We start from the raw sequence: 15,860 nt of genomic DNA, 5'->3' as shown, positions 1-15,860 counted from the left end.
CTTACCTCCTTACTCAAGCATCGATCCCTATGCCAGCCTGGTTGCGCACGCTTATCATTCATCTGCTGCTGTGGACGGTGCTGTGCGCCGTCGCCGGCATCGGTACTTACCTGGACGGCACGCGCCACGGCGACCATCGCAGCTTCTGGCTGATGACCGTGGGCTGGTGGTGCGGTTACCTGGTGATGATGCTGCTCGGCTATGCGGCCGATCTGGCGTACCGGCGCCATCCCGGTTGGCTTGCCACGCCGGCGCGCATCGCTGCCGGCTACCTTCTGTTCATCGCGATGAGCTGGCCGCTGGCCATGCTGGGACTGGCGTACCGGCGCTGCTTCAAGGTCGGTCTCGAACCGGGCCTGGCCAACGCCTGGCACTACTGGGTGGCGATGGACAAGTTCGAATGGTTCGTGGTGTTCGTGCTGCTGACCATGGCGTTCGGCGTGGTGGTGGCGCACCGGCTGTGGCAACAGCGCCGGGGGCAGGCGCGCGAGCTGGCCGACATGCGCCTGGCGCTGGAACAGCAACGCCTGGCCGCACTGCGCGGCCAGCTGGAACCGCACTTCATGTTCAACACCCTCAGCGCAATCGGCGCGCTGGTGCGTACCGACGACAAGCCGCTGGCGCTCGACGGCCTGGCGCGACTTGCCGACCTGTTGCATTACGCGCTGTCCAACAGCACACGCGACACCGTCAGCCTGCGCGAAGAATGGCAATTCGTGCGCGGCTACCTGGACCTGCAGCAATTGCGGTTCGGCCCGCGCCTGCAGGTGCGGATCGACGGCGCCGGGCTGCTCGACGACGATTGTGACTGTCCCCCGATGTTGTTGCAGCCGCTGGTGGAAAACGCGCTGCGCCACGACCTCGAATGCCACGCCGGCAGCAGCGACATCGGCGTCACATTCCGCCGCGACGGCGCCTTCCTGCTGGTGCAGGTCGATAATGGCGTCCATCCGCAGGAGGCGCCTGCCGCAGGGCTGGGCATCGGCTTGCGCGGCATGCGCGCCCGCCTCGACCTGGCGTACGGCAAGCTGGCGTCGCTGACGACAGCGCAGACCGATGGCCGCTTCGTGGCCTTGCTGCGCTTGCCATGGACGGCGGCGCACTGATGGCATTCCAGGTAGTGATCGTCGATGACGAAGCGCATGCACGCATCAACCTCAGGCTGGCGCTGGCGGCCTTGCCCGATTGGACGGTGGCAGCCGAGTGTCCCAGCGCCGCCAGCGCGCGCGCCTTCCTGTCCGCACACCAGGTGGACTTGCTGCTGCTCGATGTGCAGATGCCGGGCGAGTCGGGCCTTGCCCTGGCGCGCACGCTGAGCTTGCAGGCTGCACCACCGCTGATCGTGTTCGTTACCGCCCGGCGCGATCATGCGCTCGATGCGTTCGACGTTCACGCGCTCGACTACCTGGTCAAACCGGTCGATGACCGCCGCCTGCACCAGGCGCTCGAGCGGGCCCGCGCGGTGCTGGACCAGCGCGCCACCTATGCCCGCGCGCTGCGCCAGTTCACCGACCCTGCCCCCGGTTACTGGACCGAGCTGATCGTGCGTTCGGTCGGGCGCATGGACCGGGTGGCGCTCGACGAGGTACGGTGGATGGAAACGGCAGGCAATTACGTCGAACTGCATCTGGCGCAGCGCGTGCTGCTGCACCGGACCACCTTGACCGAGCTGATGCGTTATCTCGATCCGGCCATCTTCCTGCACCTCCACCGCCGCATCCTGGTCCGCCGCAGCGAGGTGCTGGCGTTGCGCCAGGTGCAGGAAGGCAGCTACGTGGTGGCGCTGCGCTGCGGCCAGTTGCTGCCGGTGAGCGAGCGCCATCTGCCGGCGGTGAAGGCGGCGCTGGCGAGGCAGACGTCATAGCGATAATCAATACATCAATCAGCAGTGGTCAGGTCTCTGGTACGCGTCGAGATCCTGGCCCGGTGGCACGCCAGTCGCCACAGCAAACCAGGTATCTAAGGCAGCGGTCAGCCAGCGAGGGCTTTGCGTCCCAAAGCCGGGTCGTCGGTGAAGAAGCCGTCGATGCCGGTGGCGAGGTAGCGTTTTATTTCGGCGATAGAGCCGGCTTCGTTGCGGGCCGTGTCGGGGCCGTTGCGGAAGTCGGCGGCGAGGAAATGGTTTTCCGGGCGGAAGGTCCACGGTTCGACGCGCAGGCCGGCCCGGTGGGCGTCCTCGACGAGCGAGCTCGGCGCCGCCAGGCTGCCGTCTTTTTTCAGCGGGATGATGGCGCGGGTCGGTGGCGCCACCACGTCGGCGTACCGGGCGATGTCGCGCAGGCCGGCCGGCGTGCACATCTCGGCGAAGGTCAGCGTGCCGCCGGCTGCCGCCACGTCCATCGGCCGCACCTTGTCGGTGATGACCAGCTGCATCAGGCGCAAATTGGCGCGGCTGCCGAGCCTGGCGCGCAGGGCTTTCAGGTTGGCCACTTCGAACGACTGGATTTCCAGCGGGTTGCGGCGCGTGTAGTCGTGGGCAGCGATGATGGACAGGAAGCGTTCTTCGAGCGGCAGACCGACGCTGGCGAAATAGGTCGAGTGCTTGAGCTCGGGCACGATGCCGATGATGCGCCCGTGCGCGGCTGCTGCGGCAGCGACGAAGTCGATGATTTCCTCGAACGTCACCACCTGGAACATGCCGTCGTAGGCGGCGCTGCCGGGACGGTACTGGGGAATGCGCTCGACCGCGCGCAGCGTCTTCAGTTCGGCCAGCGTAAAGTCGTCGACGAACCAGCCTTCGTGGGTGTCGCCGTCGATGGTCTTGCGCGTCTTGCGGCTGGCGAACTCCTTGCGGCTGGCGACGTCGGTGGTCTCGCTGAGAAACGCTTCGTGGCGCGCCACCAGCACGCCGTCCTTGGTCGCGCACAGGTCCGGCTCGACGTAGTCGGCGCCATCGACGATGGCCTTGGCGTACGACGCCAGCGTGTGCTCGGGACGCAGCGCGCTGGCGCCGCGGTGGCCGAACACCAGCGGCCTGGGCTGAACACCGGTGCCGATTGCGGCGATCCCGGGCATGCCGGACTGGTCGCCACCGGCCACAGCACCGGCCACGGTATTCGTGGCGGCTGCCGGCGCCGCCAGCACCGACGCCGGCAGCAGCAGCGAAGCGCCGGCAGCGCTTGCCGTGCGGATGAAACCGCGCCGCGACAGGCTGCGCGGTAGTGGCATGGGCACAGGCATTGCAAAAGTTCGGGTGGTCATCAGAAGTCTGCCATCAAAGTCAGGAAACCCTGGCGCGGGGCGATCGGGAAGGTATTGTACGTGCCGCTGGCGGCGCCGACTACCACGTTGAGGTCGCCCTTCTTGTCGGCCAGGTTGCTGATGTTGACGCGGTAGCGCGCGTTCCGAATCCAGCTGCCGTTCAGGAAGGGCAGCTTGCCCGATATGCCCAGGCTCATCAGGAAGTAGCTGTTCACCGACAGGTCGTTGGTGTAGGTGGCGTAGCGTTTGCCGACGTAGTCGCCGATCAGCTGGAACTCGGTGTCGGCCACGGTGGCGGTGGCGACGAACTTGTTCATCCATTCCGGGCTGCCAGGAATGTTCTTGCCGGCAGTCTGCACCACGGCGGCGCCGTTGTTGTAATTGTCCTGGTACTCGGCACGGTTGTACGACAGCGCGTTGTAGAACGAGAAGCCACGGCCGAAATGCAGCGTACCGGACAGGTCGACGCCGTCGGTCTTGACGCTGCCGACGTTGGCCAGCACCGGGTTGCCGCCGATGATGGACGTGATCACCGGCGTCGGGCTGATGGTCAGCAGGCGGTTCTTGAAGTCGACGTGGTACAGGTTGACCTGGCCGTCGAAAGCCGAGAGCGCGCCCCAGTTCAGCGTGTGGCTGGTGCGCAGGCCCGTTTCATACGTGATCGAGGTTTCCGGCTTGGCCGTGTCGCGGAACAGGTCGAACGCCGGCTGGCTGGCCAGGCTCCACGGCGAGGCGCCGCCGCCGCCGTAAGTGACGAACTGGCGCATGTTTTTCTGCACGTTGACGAACAGCTGGTCGTGCGGCGTGATGTCCCAGCGCGCACCGACTTGCGGCAGCAGCCATTTCTTGGTGTCGATCTTGCCCACCGGCAGGGCAGTGGAGCCGTTGGCGATGGCGCCCAGCTTCGGCTGCACGGGGAACTGGCCGTCAGCAAACTGCAGGCTCGACTTGACGCCGGCCTGCAGCGCGATGTCGTCGCGCACGCGCCATTCGTCCTGCACGTGCAGCTGCACGACCTTGTTGTCGATCTCGCTGCCGTACTGGGTAATCAGGGGATTGCTGGGACGGTCGTACGGCGAGCTCGGATTGTTGACGTCGAACGCGTACCAGCGGCGGTACGCCTGCGAGCGGTTGTGCTCGAACCACAGGCCGGCCTGCAGCTTGTGGTCGCCGATCTCGCTGCGCACGGTGGACAGCCAGCCGGCGCGGTTGATCTTGTACTCGGTGGTGCGGGTGGCGTAACCGGAGCCGCCGAACACCTGTTTCAAGTCCTGGCCCGGGAAGTACACCGAGAACAGGCCCGGCAGGCCGGCCACGCCGATCGGACCGGCCACCACGCCGACGCCATCGTCGTTGTGGTAGTAGACCTGGTTGGACCAGGTGGTGTTGTCGCTGACGTTGAGGTCGAACTTGGCGTAGGTCAGGTAGTCGGTGCGCTGGGCGTCGCCGTAATAATTGCGGTAGTTGTTGCCGTCGGCTGCAGGCGTGGCGCCGGTGGCCGACAGGTAGTTGAGCGCCTGCTGGAAGTTCGGGTACATGAACGGCCGCGTGTACGGCTGGTATTTTTCGCTGGCCGAGCGCACGGTGCTGTCCTCGTTCGGCTCGATCTTGTCCGAGTAGTTGAGGAACAGCGTCAGCTTGCCCAGGTTGCTCTGGTTGACGTACTTGGCATTGAACTGGTCGCCCCCCTGGCGCGCATCGAAGTCCCACGCCTTTTGTTCGTGGTGCAGCGCCGAGAGGTAGGCGCTGCTGCCGTCGCCGAAGGCGCCGGTATCGTAGCGCACGAAGGTGCGCGACGTGGTGTGGCTGCCCACGGTCTGCTGCACGGCCAGGTTGCGCGCCTGGCCCGGGTCGCTCGAGAAGGTCTCGATGGTGCCGCCCAGGTTGCTGGTGGAAGCGGTGGCCAGGTCGCCGGCGCCCGACGACAGGATCACGCTGCCGACGTTTTCGCTGGTGATCGCGCGCTGCGGCGACAGGCCGTTGTAGTTGCCGTACTGCTGGTCGCCGAGCGGCACGCCGTCGAGCGTGTAGCCGAGCTGCGGACCGCTGAAGCCGTGGATGAACAGCGACTGGTTCTGCTCGTTGTTGCCCCACGGGTCGGCGGTCTGGAAGCTGACGCCGGGCAGGGTTTGCAGTGCTTTCAGCGGGTTGATGCCCGGCAGGATTTTCTGCATGTCGCTCTTGCTCATCTCGACCGAGGAACGGGTCTTGCGGCTGGCCACTTCGACGGTGGCGATCGGGGCGCCGGCAGCGCCGACAGTGGCGGCGTCGGCCGCAGCGGCGGCTGGCGCTGCCACCTCGGCCACATCGGCCATCGCGGCCACGGCGGCCGCCACGTTGGCGGCCATGGCCAGCATCGGAAGACCCAGGGCCAGGAAGCACACCGAGCGCACTGCAACTGATTTCTTGTTCATTTTTGCCTTGTAGCCAGATTAAGTGAATCACAACGTGGCGCATGATAGGGAGGCAGTGTGACAAGCTGATGACGGCTCGGTGACGGCGCCGTGACAGCCCGATGGCTGGCGGACGGCCGGGCTGGTACACTGTGCCCGATGGAAATAACCAGGAATCACACCATGCGCATCCCCGCCATACTCGCCGCCATGGCGCTGGCGCTGCCCCTCGCCGGCTGCTATGTCGCCAACCAGGGCCAGCTGGGCAACTTCGTCACCTCGACCATCGCACCCGGCATGACGCTCGACGAGGCGCTGGTGCGCATGCGCGCCGAGCAGTTCGACTGCCAGAGCAGCAGCGCCGGCACGCTCACGGTCTGTACGCGCAGCCAGGAAAGCCTGCTGCGCGGGACCTGCATCGAGCGGGTGGACCTGGTGCGCAGCGCCGCGTCGGTCCGCGTCGTCGGCGGCATCGACATTCTTGCAATCACATGTTCCAGGTAACCCAATGGCTCGACCGAAACTCTTACCCGATAACTTTACGCTGGCCATGATCGTCACGGTCGGCGCCGCCAGCCTGTTCCCCTGTACCGGCCAGGCCGCCGTGGTGTTCGACCACATTACCCACGTGGCCGTGTGCCTGCTGTTCTTTCTTCACGGCGCCAAGCTGTCGCGCGAGGCGGTGGTGGCCGGCATCACGCACTGGCGCTTGCACCTGCTGGTGCTGCTGTGCACGTTCGCACTGTTCCCGCTGCTGGGCCTGGGCTTGCGGCCGCTGCTCGAACGGCTGGTCACGCCCGATCTGTACCTGGGCATCCTGTTCCTGTGCATGCTGCCATCGACCGTGCAGTCGTCGATCGCGTTCACGGCCGCCGCGCGCGGCAATGTGCCGGCCGCCATCTGCAGCGCGTCGGCCTCGAATTTGCTGGGGATATTCATCACGCCGCTGCTGGTCGGGCTGCTGACGTCGGCAAAGATGCAGGGCGGGTCCTCGCTCGAATCGTTCGTGCAGATCGCCACCCAGCTGCTGCTGCCGTTCATTGCCGGCCAGGTGGCGCGGCGCTGGATCGGCGCCTGGGTCGAGCGCAACAAGGCGGTGACGCGGCTGGTGGACCAGGGCTCGATTTTGCTGGTGGTGTACACGGCGTTCAGCGAGGCGGTGGGGCAGGGCTTGTGGCACCAGGTCTCGGGCCGCTCGCTGGCCGGGCTGCTGGTGATCGACGCGGTGCTGCTGGCGCTGGTGATGGTGGTTGCCGCCAAGACCAGCAACAAGCTGGGTTTCAGCCGCGAAGACCGCATTGCGATCGTGTTTTGCGGCTCGAAAAAAAGCCTGGCCAGCGGCGTGCCGATGGCAAAAGTCCTGTTTGCGGGAGGTGCGCTGGGCGCGGTGGTGTTGCCGCTGATGTTGTTCCACCAGCTGCAGCTGATGGTGTGCGCGGTGCTGGCCCAGCGTTATGCCAGCGCGGCCGACAAGCAAGAGACGGCCGCGCTGACCTGATCAGTGCTTGGCGTCGCCCGGTGGCAGCAGCGTTTCCACGGGCGCATCGGTGGCGAACAGCTGGGCCACGTCCACCTTGTCGTACTCGTAGTACTGGCCGCAGAAGTCGCAGTTCACGCCGACGTGGCCCTGCTCGGCCACCACGCTCTCGATTTCCTGCTGGCCCAGCATCTTGAGCATATTGCCCACCTTTTCGCGCGTGCAGTTGCAGTGGAATGAAGGCGTGAGCGGCTCGAACACGCGGATCGTCTCTTCCCAGAACAGGCGCTGCATCAGCACGTCGATCGTGGTTTCCAGCATTTCCTGTTCCTTCAGCGTGCCGCCCAGCATCACCGCGCGATTCCAGGTTTCCAGCGCCTCGTCGGCCGACAGCGGCTGCGCACCCGCCTTGCCGCCGTGGTCGGGCAGCTTTTGCAGCAGCAGGCCGCGCGCCGTGGTGTCGTCGGTGGCCAGCCACAACTTGGTGTCGAGCTGTTCCGAGCGCATCATGTAGTTTTCGATGACGGTCGCCACGTCCTCGCCGTCGAGCGGCACGATGCCCTGGTACGGCTGCTGGCCCGGCACCTTGTCGGCCGGATCGAGCGTGATCACGAAGCGGCCCTGGCCGCCGGCGTTGAGCAGCGACGCCAGCGAGGCGTCGTCGGCGATCGCGGCGTCCGGCGCCAGCTTGGCGGTGGCGCGCAGGCGCAGGTCGGCGTCGCATTCGACCACCAGCAGGCGCACCGGACCGTCACCATGGATCTGCATGACGATCGAACCGTTGAACTTGAGGTTGGCGGACAGCAGCGCTGCCGCGCTCACCATCTGGCCCAGCAGCTTCTTGACCGGTGCCGGATAGTCGTGGCGCGCCAGCACCTCGCGCCAGGTGGCGGAAATGTCGATGAACTGGCCGCGCACGGCAGCATTGTCGAAAATGAATTTTTGCAGGGTGTCCGGGGACAGGGGAGTGCTCATAGGGGTATCCAGTCTGGGTTGGCGGCGTGTTGGTGCGGGTCGCTATTTTACGCTGGCGCAGGGCGCACCCTCGCAGCGAACGGTCGTGCTATTATTTTGCATCGTCGCGTTGCGCGTCATCTGCGGCCAGCAATCCTTCGATGTTGCGCCGGACTTCTCATTTTCAAGGCACACCATGACCTATACGCCGTCGCGTTCCGAGTTTCTGACCATACGTGGCCTGCGCAGCCACATCCGCCACTGGGGGCGCGAAGGCGCATCCAAGATGTTCATGCTGCATGGCTGGATGGACGTGGGCGCTTCGTTCCAGTTCGTGGTCGATGCCCTGCAGGGCGACTGGCACGTGATCGCGCCGGACTGGCGCGGCTTCGGCCTGTCGCAGCGCAGCGGCGCCGATACCTACTGGTTCCCCGACTACCTGGCCGACCTCGACGCCATCGTGCGTCACTATGCGCCGGGGCAGGCGATCAACCTGCTCGGTCACAGCATGGGTGGCAACGTGGTGGGCCTGTACGCGGGCGCCCGGCCCGAGCGTATCCGCAAGCTGATCAACCTGGAAGGCGCGGGCCTGCGCGCGCACCGTCCCGAGCAGACCCCGGGCCGCTATGCCCAGTGGCTCGAAGGCCTGCAGCAGCAGCCGGAACTGCGCAGCTATCCGACGCTCGCCGCCGTGGCGGCGCGCCTGCAAAAGACCAATCCGCGCCTGTCCGACGAGAAGGCGGCGTTCCTGGCGCAGCACTGGGCGGCGCAGAACGCCGCCGGCCAGTGGGACATCCTTGGCGACCCGGTCCACAAGCAGGCCGGCCCCTTGCCGTATCACGTGGAAGACGTGCTGGCCTGCTGGGACGCCATCACCGCGCCGGTGCTGTGGGTGGAAGCGGACCAGACCAATATGTGGGACTGGCTCGGTGCGCAACCGGCAGGGCGGGGCGAACTCGACCGCCGCCTCGGCCACCTGCGCCATTTGCAGCGCGCCACCCTCGTCGGCGCCGGCCACATGTTGCACCACGACCAGCCGGCCGCGCTGGCGCGCCTGATCGAGGATTTTCTGGCGGACTAGTCCGACGTGCCGCTGCGGTGAAAATCGCGCAGGCAGCGTACAATGAACGCTCAACCGTCAAAAAACTTTCCATGCTCAAAGTCGATCTGCACTGCCACTCCAACGTTTCCGACGGCGTCATGACGCCGCAGGCGGTGGCCGCCCATGCGCGCCAGGGCGGCGTGGACGTGTGGGCGCTGACCGACCACGACGAGGTGGGCGGCATTGCCGATGCGCGCGCAGCGGCGGCCGAGCAGGGCATGCGCTTCGTGACCGGCGTGGAAATCTCGATCACCTGGGCCAGTGAAACCGTGCACATCGTCGGCCTGCAGATCGACGAGCAGCACCCGGTGCTGACGGCCGGCCTGGCGCGCATCCGCTCCGGGCGCGACCACCGGGCCCGCGAGATTGCGTGCCAGCTGGCTGCGGCCGGCATCGACGGCGCCTACGAGGGCGCCTTGAAATATGTCGGCAATCCCGACCTGATGTCGCGCACCCATTTCGCCCGCTACCTGGTCGAGATCGGCGCCTGCGCCAACATCGCGGAAGTGTTCCGCAAATACCTGTCCGAAGGGCGGCCCGGCTATGTGCCCCATGCCTGGGGCACGCTGGCCGAAACGGTCGGCTGGATCCGCGCGGCAGGCGGCGTGGCCGTGATCGCCCACCCGGGCCGCTACCGCTTCAGCCAGCTGGCCCAGGGCCAGCTGTTCGACGAATTCAGGCAGCTCGGGGGCGCCGCCATCGAGGTGGTCACCGGCAGCCATACGCCGGACCAGTATCCCGAGTATGCGCAGCTGGCCAACTACTACGGCTTCCTGGCCTCGCGCGGCTCGGACTTCCATGCGCCGGGCGAGTCGCGCGTCGATTTCGCCGCGCTGCCGCCGCTGCCGGCCAATGTCACGCCCGTGTGGCACGACTGGTTCTGACCGGCTTTCACGGCCGTTTGACCGATCTTCACCGTCGCCTCTTGATTTTGCGTCAAGCCGGTCATACTTTATGATCTGGGCAAACTCGTCCGCACGGAGAAAAACACCATGAAACGTATCGTCCTCTTTATCGCCACCAACCTGGCCGTGATGCTGGTGCTGTCCATCGTCCTGTCGCTGCTGGGGATCGGCCGTCCCGGCGCCGGCAATACGCTGCAACTGGGCAGCCTGCTGGCGTTTTCGCTGGTGGTAGGCTTTACCGGCGCGATCTTTTCGCTGTTGATCAGCAAGCCGATGGCCAAGTGGTCGACCGGCGCGCGCGTGATCGGCCAGCCGGCCAATGCGACCGAAGCGTGGCTGCTCAATACCGTGCGCCAGCTGTCCGAGCGGGCCGGCATCGGCATGCCCGAGGTGGCCGTGTACGACGGCGAACCGAATGCGTTTGCCACCGGTGCGTTCAAGAATTCGGCGCTGGTGGCCGTCTCCACCGGCCTGCTGCAGAACATGAACCAGCAGGAAGTGGAAGCCGTGCTCGGTCACGAGGTGGCCCACATCGCCAACGGCGACATGGTCACCATGACCCTGATCCAGGGCGTGGTCAATACCTTCGTGGTGTTCCTGGCGCGCGTGGTCGGCTTTTTTGTCGACAAGGTGTTGCTCAAGAATACCGACCGCCAGGGCGTGGGCGTCGGCTACATGGTGACCGTGTTCGTGTGCGAACTGATTTTCGGCCTGGCCGCGTCGCTGATCGTGGCCTGGTTCTCGCGCCAGCGCGAATTCCGCGCCGACGCCGGCTCGGCCCGCCTGCTGGGCAGCACCGCGCCGATGCAGCACGCGCTGGCGCGCCTGAACGGCGTGCCCCCCGGCGCCTTGCCGCAATCGATCGCGGCGGCCGGCATTACCAGTGGCCGTGGCTGGAGCGCCCTGTTCTCCACCCATCCGCCGTTTGAAGAACGTATCGCCGCGCTGCAAAACCTGCGCGCCTGATTGTCACCACCATGAGCCAATTTTTCCAGATCCATCCCGTCAACCCGCAAGCGCGCCTGATCAAGCAGGCCGCACAGATCATCCACGGCGGCGGCATCGTCGCCGTGCCGACCGACTCCAGCTATGCGCTGGTCTGCCACCTCGACGACAAGGGCGCGGTGGAGCGGCTGCGGCGCCTGCGCAGCATCGACGAAAAGCATCACCTGACCCTGCTGTGCCGCGATTTGAGCGAGCTGGGCGTGTACGCGCGCGTCGATAACCGCCAGTTCCGCCTGCTGAAGGCAGCCACGCCCGGGCCGTTCACCTTCATTCTCGAGGCGACCAAGGTGGTGCCGCGCCGTTTGAGCCATCCGTCGCGCAAGACCATCGGCCTGCGCGTGCCCGAAGACGCCATCATCAACGCCCTGCTGGCCGAACTGGCGCAGCCGCTGCTCGGCACCACGCTGATCATGCCGGACGAGACCGAGGCGCTGAACGATGCCGACACCATCTGCGCGCGCCTCGGCAAGCAGCTCGAACTGGTGATCGACGGCGGCGCCTGCAGCATGGAGCCGACCACCGTGATCGACCTGACCGGTCCCGAGGCCGAGCTGGTGCGACAAGGGCGGGGCGATGCGTCGGTCTTTGGCCTGTAGAGCGCGGCTGAACCTGGCGGGGCCGCGCCGGCGGCTGCCATCGCTCCGAATCCCGCGCGGCGCGTCTGATAGAATCCTGCCTCATGGACATTGACACCATCATCCGGACCGCGACGGTCTACGCGATTCCGGTTCTGTTTGCGATTTCACTGCACGAGGCGGCGCATGGCTATGTGGCCCGCTATTTCGGCGACTCCACGGCAGCGGACCAGGGGCGACTGAGCGTCAATCCGGCGCGCCATATCGACCTGTTCGGCACCATCCTGCTGCCGCTGATGCTGGCGCTGATGAAATTTCCCCCGCTCGGTTATGCCAAGCCGGTGCCGGTCGCCTACGAGCGCCTGCGCAATCCGCGCAAGCACATGGCGTTCGTCGCCGCCGCCGGGCCGGGCGCCAATTTTGCCATGGGCCTGGGCTGGATGGCGCTGTGGGTGATCTTCATCTATCTGCTGCACCTAGACCAGGACGATTTCTTCGTGCTGATGGCGCGCGCCGGCATTGGCGTCAACTCGGCCATGTTGGTATTCAACCTGATTCCGCTGCCGCCGCTCGATGGCGGCCGCATCGTCACCGGCTTGTTGCCGCTGCCGCTGGCGCGCCGCTATGCGCAGATCGAGCGGTTCAGCATGCTCGTGTTCATCGCGCTGGTCCTGATGCTGTATTTCGACCTGCTCGACGGCGTGCTCATCCAGGGCATGCACTTCGTGCAGAGCATTTTTCACCTGCTGGTCCTGCCGCTGATCTGGCTGTTGCAGTAAGCGCGCCGCGACCGATATCGTAGAGACACCATGAGCGACACCATTTCCCCCTGGGTACAACGCTACGCCCCGCTGGTTCCCGGCGGCGAAGTGCTGGACCTCGCCTGCGGCAAGGGCCGCCATGCGCGCCACATGGTCACGCTCGGCCACGCCGTGCTGGCGCTCGACGGCAACCCGGAAGCCCTGCTGGAAGCTGCCGGCCCCGGCATCACCACCACGCCGATCGATCTCGAGGAGCCGGGCGCAGTCTGGCCGTTCGGTCCCGGGCGCTTTGCCGGCATCGTGGTCACCAATTATCTGCACCGTCCGCTGATGGCGGACATGCTGGCCAGCCTGGCCCCAAACGGGGTGCTGATCTACGAGACCTTTGCCGAAGGTAATGCCCAGTTCGGCAAGCCGTCGAACCCCGATTTCCTGCTGCAGCCGGGCGAATTGCTGGCGCTGGCGGCCGAGCACGGCCTGCGGGTGGTCGCTTACGAGGATGGCGTCACCCAGGTCCCCAAGCCGGCCATGGTGCAGCGCCTGTGCGCCGTGAAGCCCGGATTTCCGCGCTCGGCGGCGCTGCTGCCGCCGCTGTGAACTGCCGGGATTGCCTCGAATTTATGTTTGTAACAGCGCGAAAAGCACCATACCGGCGAGTCATCGTCTACAATCGTTGTTTTAATACTTTATGCAGTTATTTCCTATGATCAAGGGCAGCATAGTAGCAATCGTCACTCCGATGCACGCGGACGGTAGTCTGGACTTCGATGGGTTGAACAAGCTGATCGACTGGCACATCGCCGAAGGTACGGACAGCATCGTCATCGCCGGCACCACCGGCGAATCGGCCACCGTCAGCGTGGAAGAACATTGCGCACTGATCAAGGCAACGGTGACCCATGCCAACGGCCGCATCCCGATCATCGCCGGCGCCGGCGGCAACTCCACTGCCGAGGCGATCAAGCTGGCCCGTTTTGCCAAGGAAGCCGGCGCCGACGCCACGCTGCAGGTGGTCCCTTACTACAACCGTCCCACGCAAGAGGGCATGTTCCAGCACTTCAAGGCGATCGCCGAAGCGGTCGATCTGCCGGTGATCCTGTACAACGTGCCGGGCCGTACCGTGGCCGACATGAGCAACGACACCATCCTGCGTCTGGCCGAGATCCCCAACATCGTCGGCGTCAAGGATGCAACCGGCAATATCGCGCGCGGTTTCGACCTGCTGCGCCTGGCGCCGGCAGGGTTTGCCGTGTACTCGGGCGACGACCCCACGGCCATGGCGCTGATGCTCGCTGGCGGCGCCGGCAATATCTCGGTTACCGCCAACGTCATGCCGCGCACCATGGCGCAGATGTGCGCGGCGGCCATCGCCGGCGATGTCGCCAAGGCCGTGCCGCTCAACAACCAGATGTTCCCGCTGCACCAGAAGCTGTTCATCGAGCCGAACCCGGTGCCGGTCAAATGGGCGCTGGCCGAGATGGGCAAGATGCCGGCCGGCATACGTCTGCCGCTGGTGCCGCTCGCGGACGAGTGCCACGCAGCCGTGCGTGCAGCGCTGCGCGAAGCGGGCGTCCTGTCATCACCTGGTTGAGAAGAAGCATCCCGTCCCGAATTGCCGGGATTAACTTTTGCTGCATATAAATACATGACTATTCGCAAGACAGCTTTTACCACTTCCCAGCGCGTGCTGGTGACCGGTGCCTTGATGGCCAGCCTGACCGGTTGCGGCATGATCAGTTCCGTCATCGGCAACGACAAGGTCGATTACAAGGGCGCCAAAAAGGCCACACCGCTCGACGTGCCGCCCGATCTGACCCAGCTGCAAAAAGACAGCCGTTACGCCCAGTCCGATTCGAGCAATGGCGTGGCCACCGCGTCCGGCTATAACGCCGCGCGCTCGGCCGCTGCCGTTGCCGATGGCGCCGCCGTGGCGCCGGGCCAGCCGGCCGCCGGCACCGTGGTGCCGACGTCGATCAACGACATCAAGGTCGAGCGCGACGGCAACCAGCGCTGGCTGGTCGTCAAGCAGACCCCGGAACAGCTGTGGCCGCAGCTGACCCAGTTCTGGGAAGATTCGGGCTTCAAGCTGGCGCAGGAAGTGCCGGCGGCAGGCATCATGGAAACCGAGTGGACCGAAAACCGCGCCAAGATCCCGCAGGACTTCATCCGCAGCACGATCGGCAAGGTATTCGATTCGGCCTATTCGACCGGCGAGCGCGACAAGTTCCGTACCCGCATCGAGCGCCGCGCCGACGGCTCCAGCGAGATCTATATCAGCCACCGCGGCGTGCAGGAAGTGCTGCAGGGCGCCCAGAAGGAAACCGCGATCTGGACCGCGCGCCCCAACGATCCGGGCCTGGAAGCGGAATTGCTGGCCAAGCTGATGACCCGCCTCGGCAACGGCGACGTCAAGAAAGATGCGCCGACCGTCAAGGCTGCCGTCGATTCGGCCGTGGTGCAGCCGCAGCACGCGTCGCTGGTCGGCACCGGCGCCGCCCGTTACGTGCAGGTGGACGAGGGCTTCGACCGCGCCTGGCGCCGCGTGGGCCTGGCGCTGGACCGCGCCGGCTTCACGGTGGAAGACCGCGACCGCACCACCGGCACCTATTTCGTGCGCTACGTGGACGATACCGCCGAGAGCAAAGGTTTCTTCAGCAAGCTGTTCAGCTGGGGTTCGACCTCGGAGGCGGACAAGGAAGCCCAGCGTTACCGGATCCAGGTCAAGGCCGGCGAGGCCAGCACCAGCACCGTTACCGTGCTCACCAATGCCGGCGCACCGGAAGCCACCCCGGTCGGCGACAAGATCATGAGCGTGCTGTACGACCAGTTGAAATAAATAATGCACTGCAAAAAAATAAACCGGCCTCGCGCCGGTTTTTTTATGTCCTGGTTATTGGCCTTATAAAAACCCAGGCGAAAAAAAACCGGCCCGCAGGCCGGTCTTTATAATGCTGTCGAATTACTTCGAAGCAGCAGCCGAAGCGGCGGTCGAAGCAGCAGCAGCTGCGTCAGCAGCGGCCGAAGCAGCTTGCGAAGCGGCAGCAGCAGCGTCAGCAGCAGCTGGAGCAGCAGCAGCGTCAGCAGCTGGAGCTGGGGTCACAACTGGAGCGGCTTCTGGAGCAGCTACTGGAGCTGGAGCAACAGGAGCTTCTTCTTTTTTCGAGCAAGCGGTCAGAGCAGCTACGGCCAGCAGGGAAGCGATCAGCAGGGATTTTTTCATTTGTTTTCCTTAGTTAATTCAAATTTAAACACAGTGTTGCGATGAATAATTACCGGTAATTATCGCTCATTAGGTCGTCTTCGAAGGCTTTCGTACCTGAATGGTGCCTGCCAGACAACGGAAACTTCCTAACCGAATATTATAGCGATTTTTAGTGCGTCGCAATAGGACAACATCCTGTTCACCGAACAATTTTGCGATACCGCAACATTTAAATTCGATCCACAAAACGTCCGCACTAAGTCGTCACCAGCTTTCGCCAGAACA

General features: G+C 65.2%; 16 protein-coding genes. 12 read left to right on the top strand and 4 right to left on the bottom strand.

Going from position 1 to position 15,860, the window contains the following annotated elements; all coding sequences use genetic code 11:
- Positions 1–29: 29 nt before the first annotated feature.
- Positions 30–1,106, top strand: a complete 1,077-nt coding sequence (locus ASF61_RS14105; protein WP_056156878.1) for a sensor histidine kinase — start codon at positions 30–32, stop codon at positions 1,104–1,106.
- On the top strand, positions 1,106–1,864 hold the full coding sequence (locus tag ASF61_RS14100; RefSeq protein ID WP_056158137.1) for a LytTR family DNA-binding domain-containing protein: 759 nt from the start codon (positions 1,106–1,108) through the stop codon (positions 1,862–1,864). Before ASF61_RS14105 ends, ASF61_RS14100 begins: the two co-directional genes overlap by 1 nt.
- Before the next feature lie 107 nt (positions 1,865–1,971).
- Here ASF61_RS14100 and ASF61_RS14095 read toward each other — a convergent pair whose 3' ends face one another.
- On the bottom strand, positions 1,972–3,102 hold the full coding sequence (locus tag ASF61_RS14095; protein WP_373994555.1) for a glycerophosphodiester phosphodiesterase: 1,131 nt from the start codon (positions 3,100–3,102) through the stop codon (positions 1,972–1,974).
- A 98-nt stretch (positions 3,103–3,200) separates the two neighbouring features.
- Entirely contained in the window at positions 3,201–5,615 is a 2,415-nt protein-coding gene (locus ASF61_RS14090; RefSeq protein WP_056156876.1) for a TonB-dependent receptor, read from the bottom strand.
- Between the two features lie 162 nt (positions 5,616–5,777).
- Between ASF61_RS14090 and ASF61_RS14085 the strand changes: the two genes are divergently transcribed.
- Entirely contained in the window at positions 5,778–6,098 is a 321-nt protein-coding gene (locus ASF61_RS14085) for a hypothetical protein (RefSeq protein WP_056156874.1), read from the top strand.
- A 4-nt stretch (positions 6,099–6,102) separates the two neighbouring features.
- Positions 6,103–7,092 (top strand): bile acid:sodium symporter family protein, encoded by a 990-nt coding sequence (locus ASF61_RS14080; protein ID WP_056156872.1) that lies wholly within the window; start codon positions 6,103–6,105, stop codon positions 7,090–7,092.
- Here ASF61_RS14080 and hslO read toward each other — a convergent pair whose 3' ends face one another.
- The gene (hslO, locus tag ASF61_RS14075) at positions 7,093–8,046 is read right to left on the bottom strand and encodes an Hsp33 family molecular chaperone HslO (protein WP_056156870.1); all 954 of its coding nucleotides are present in this window, start codon (positions 8,044–8,046) and stop codon (positions 7,093–7,095) included.
- A gap of 175 nt (positions 8,047–8,221) precedes the next feature.
- On the opposite strand from hslO, the gene ASF61_RS14070 reads away from it, so the two are divergent.
- The 8 genes from ASF61_RS14070 (at position 8,222) to bamC (ending at position 15,209) form a co-directional block, all read left to right on the top strand.
- Positions 8,222–9,106, top strand: a complete 885-nt coding sequence (locus tag ASF61_RS14070) for an alpha/beta fold hydrolase (RefSeq protein WP_056156868.1) — start codon at positions 8,222–8,224, stop codon at positions 9,104–9,106.
- A 71-nt stretch (positions 9,107–9,177) separates the two neighbouring features.
- Positions 9,178–10,011, top strand: coding sequence for a 3',5'-nucleoside bisphosphate phosphatase (locus ASF61_RS14065; RefSeq protein ID WP_056156866.1), 834 nt, complete (start codon positions 9,178–9,180; stop codon positions 10,009–10,011).
- A gap of 108 nt (positions 10,012–10,119) precedes the next feature.
- Positions 10,120–10,998, top strand: coding sequence for a protease HtpX (gene htpX, locus ASF61_RS14060; protein WP_056156864.1), 879 nt, complete (start codon positions 10,120–10,122; stop codon positions 10,996–10,998).
- 11 nt (positions 10,999–11,009) lie between these two features.
- Complete coding sequence (locus ASF61_RS14055) at positions 11,010–11,633, top strand: L-threonylcarbamoyladenylate synthase (protein WP_056156862.1); 624 nt, start codon at positions 11,010–11,012, stop codon at positions 11,631–11,633.
- 83 nt (positions 11,634–11,716) lie between these two features.
- Positions 11,717–12,391: a site-2 protease family protein gene (locus ASF61_RS14050; RefSeq protein ID WP_056156860.1), complete on the top strand. Its 675-nt coding sequence runs from the start codon at positions 11,717–11,719 to the stop codon at positions 12,389–12,391.
- Positions 12,392–12,421: 30 nt separating this feature from the next.
- Positions 12,422–12,970 (top strand): bifunctional 2-polyprenyl-6-hydroxyphenol methylase/3-demethylubiquinol 3-O-methyltransferase UbiG, encoded by a 549-nt coding sequence (locus tag ASF61_RS14045; protein ID WP_056156858.1) that lies wholly within the window; start codon positions 12,422–12,424, stop codon positions 12,968–12,970.
- 106 nt (positions 12,971–13,076) lie between these two features.
- Positions 13,077–13,964: a 4-hydroxy-tetrahydrodipicolinate synthase gene (gene dapA, locus ASF61_RS14040; RefSeq protein ID WP_056156856.1), complete on the top strand. Its 888-nt coding sequence runs from the start codon at positions 13,077–13,079 to the stop codon at positions 13,962–13,964.
- Between the two features lie 54 nt (positions 13,965–14,018).
- Positions 14,019–15,209 (top strand): outer membrane protein assembly factor BamC, encoded by a 1,191-nt coding sequence (gene bamC / locus ASF61_RS14035; protein ID WP_200919869.1) that lies wholly within the window; start codon positions 14,019–14,021, stop codon positions 15,207–15,209.
- A gap of 123 nt (positions 15,210–15,332) precedes the next feature.
- Here the strand turns inward: bamC and ASF61_RS22880 are convergent, their stop codons facing one another.
- Complete coding sequence (locus ASF61_RS22880) at positions 15,333–15,593, bottom strand: hypothetical protein (RefSeq protein WP_082491680.1); 261 nt, start codon at positions 15,591–15,593, stop codon at positions 15,333–15,335.
- Positions 15,594–15,860 lie beyond the last annotated feature (267 nt).

This window comes from Duganella sp. Leaf126 (assembly GCF_001423125.1).
Lineage (GTDB): Bacteria > Pseudomonadota > Gammaproteobacteria > Burkholderiales > Burkholderiaceae_D > Rugamonas.
This window is presented reverse-complemented; position numbering and strand designations above follow the sequence as displayed.

Bases quoted from the DNA above. Each gene is read 5' to 3' on its own strand.
- ASF61_RS14105 (WP_056156878.1), top strand. From the start codon at position 30: ATGCCAGCCTGGTTGCGCACGCTTATCATTCATCTGCTGCTGTGGACG.
- ASF61_RS14100 (WP_056158137.1), top strand. From the start codon at position 1,106: ATGGCATTCCAGGTAGTGATCGTCGATGACGAAGCGCATGCACGCATC.
- ASF61_RS14090 (WP_056156876.1), bottom strand. From the start codon at position 5,615: ATGAACAAGAAATCAGTTGCAGTGCGCTCGGTGTGCTTCCTGGCCCTG.
- ASF61_RS14085 (WP_056156874.1), top strand. From the start codon at position 5,778: ATGCGCATCCCCGCCATACTCGCCGCCATGGCGCTGGCGCTGCCCCTC.
- ASF61_RS14080 (WP_056156872.1), top strand. From the start codon at position 6,103: ATGGCTCGACCGAAACTCTTACCCGATAACTTTACGCTGGCCATGATC.
- hslO (WP_056156870.1), bottom strand. From the start codon at position 8,046: ATGAGCACTCCCCTGTCCCCGGACACCCTGCAAAAATTCATTTTCGAC.
- ASF61_RS14070 (WP_056156868.1), top strand. From the start codon at position 8,222: ATGACCTATACGCCGTCGCGTTCCGAGTTTCTGACCATACGTGGCCTG.
- ASF61_RS14065 (WP_056156866.1), top strand. From the start codon at position 9,178: ATGCTCAAAGTCGATCTGCACTGCCACTCCAACGTTTCCGACGGCGTC.
- htpX (WP_056156864.1), top strand. From the start codon at position 10,120: ATGAAACGTATCGTCCTCTTTATCGCCACCAACCTGGCCGTGATGCTG.
- ASF61_RS14055 (WP_056156862.1), top strand. From the start codon at position 11,010: ATGAGCCAATTTTTCCAGATCCATCCCGTCAACCCGCAAGCGCGCCTG.
- ASF61_RS14050 (WP_056156860.1), top strand. From the start codon at position 11,717: ATGGACATTGACACCATCATCCGGACCGCGACGGTCTACGCGATTCCG.
- ASF61_RS14045 (WP_056156858.1), top strand. From the start codon at position 12,422: ATGAGCGACACCATTTCCCCCTGGGTACAACGCTACGCCCCGCTGGTT.
- dapA (WP_056156856.1), top strand. From the start codon at position 13,077: ATGATCAAGGGCAGCATAGTAGCAATCGTCACTCCGATGCACGCGGAC.
- bamC (WP_200919869.1), top strand. From the start codon at position 14,019: ATGACTATTCGCAAGACAGCTTTTACCACTTCCCAGCGCGTGCTGGTG.
- ASF61_RS22880 (WP_082491680.1), bottom strand. From the start codon at position 15,593: ATGAAAAAATCCCTGCTGATCGCTTCCCTGCTGGCCGTAGCTGCTCTG.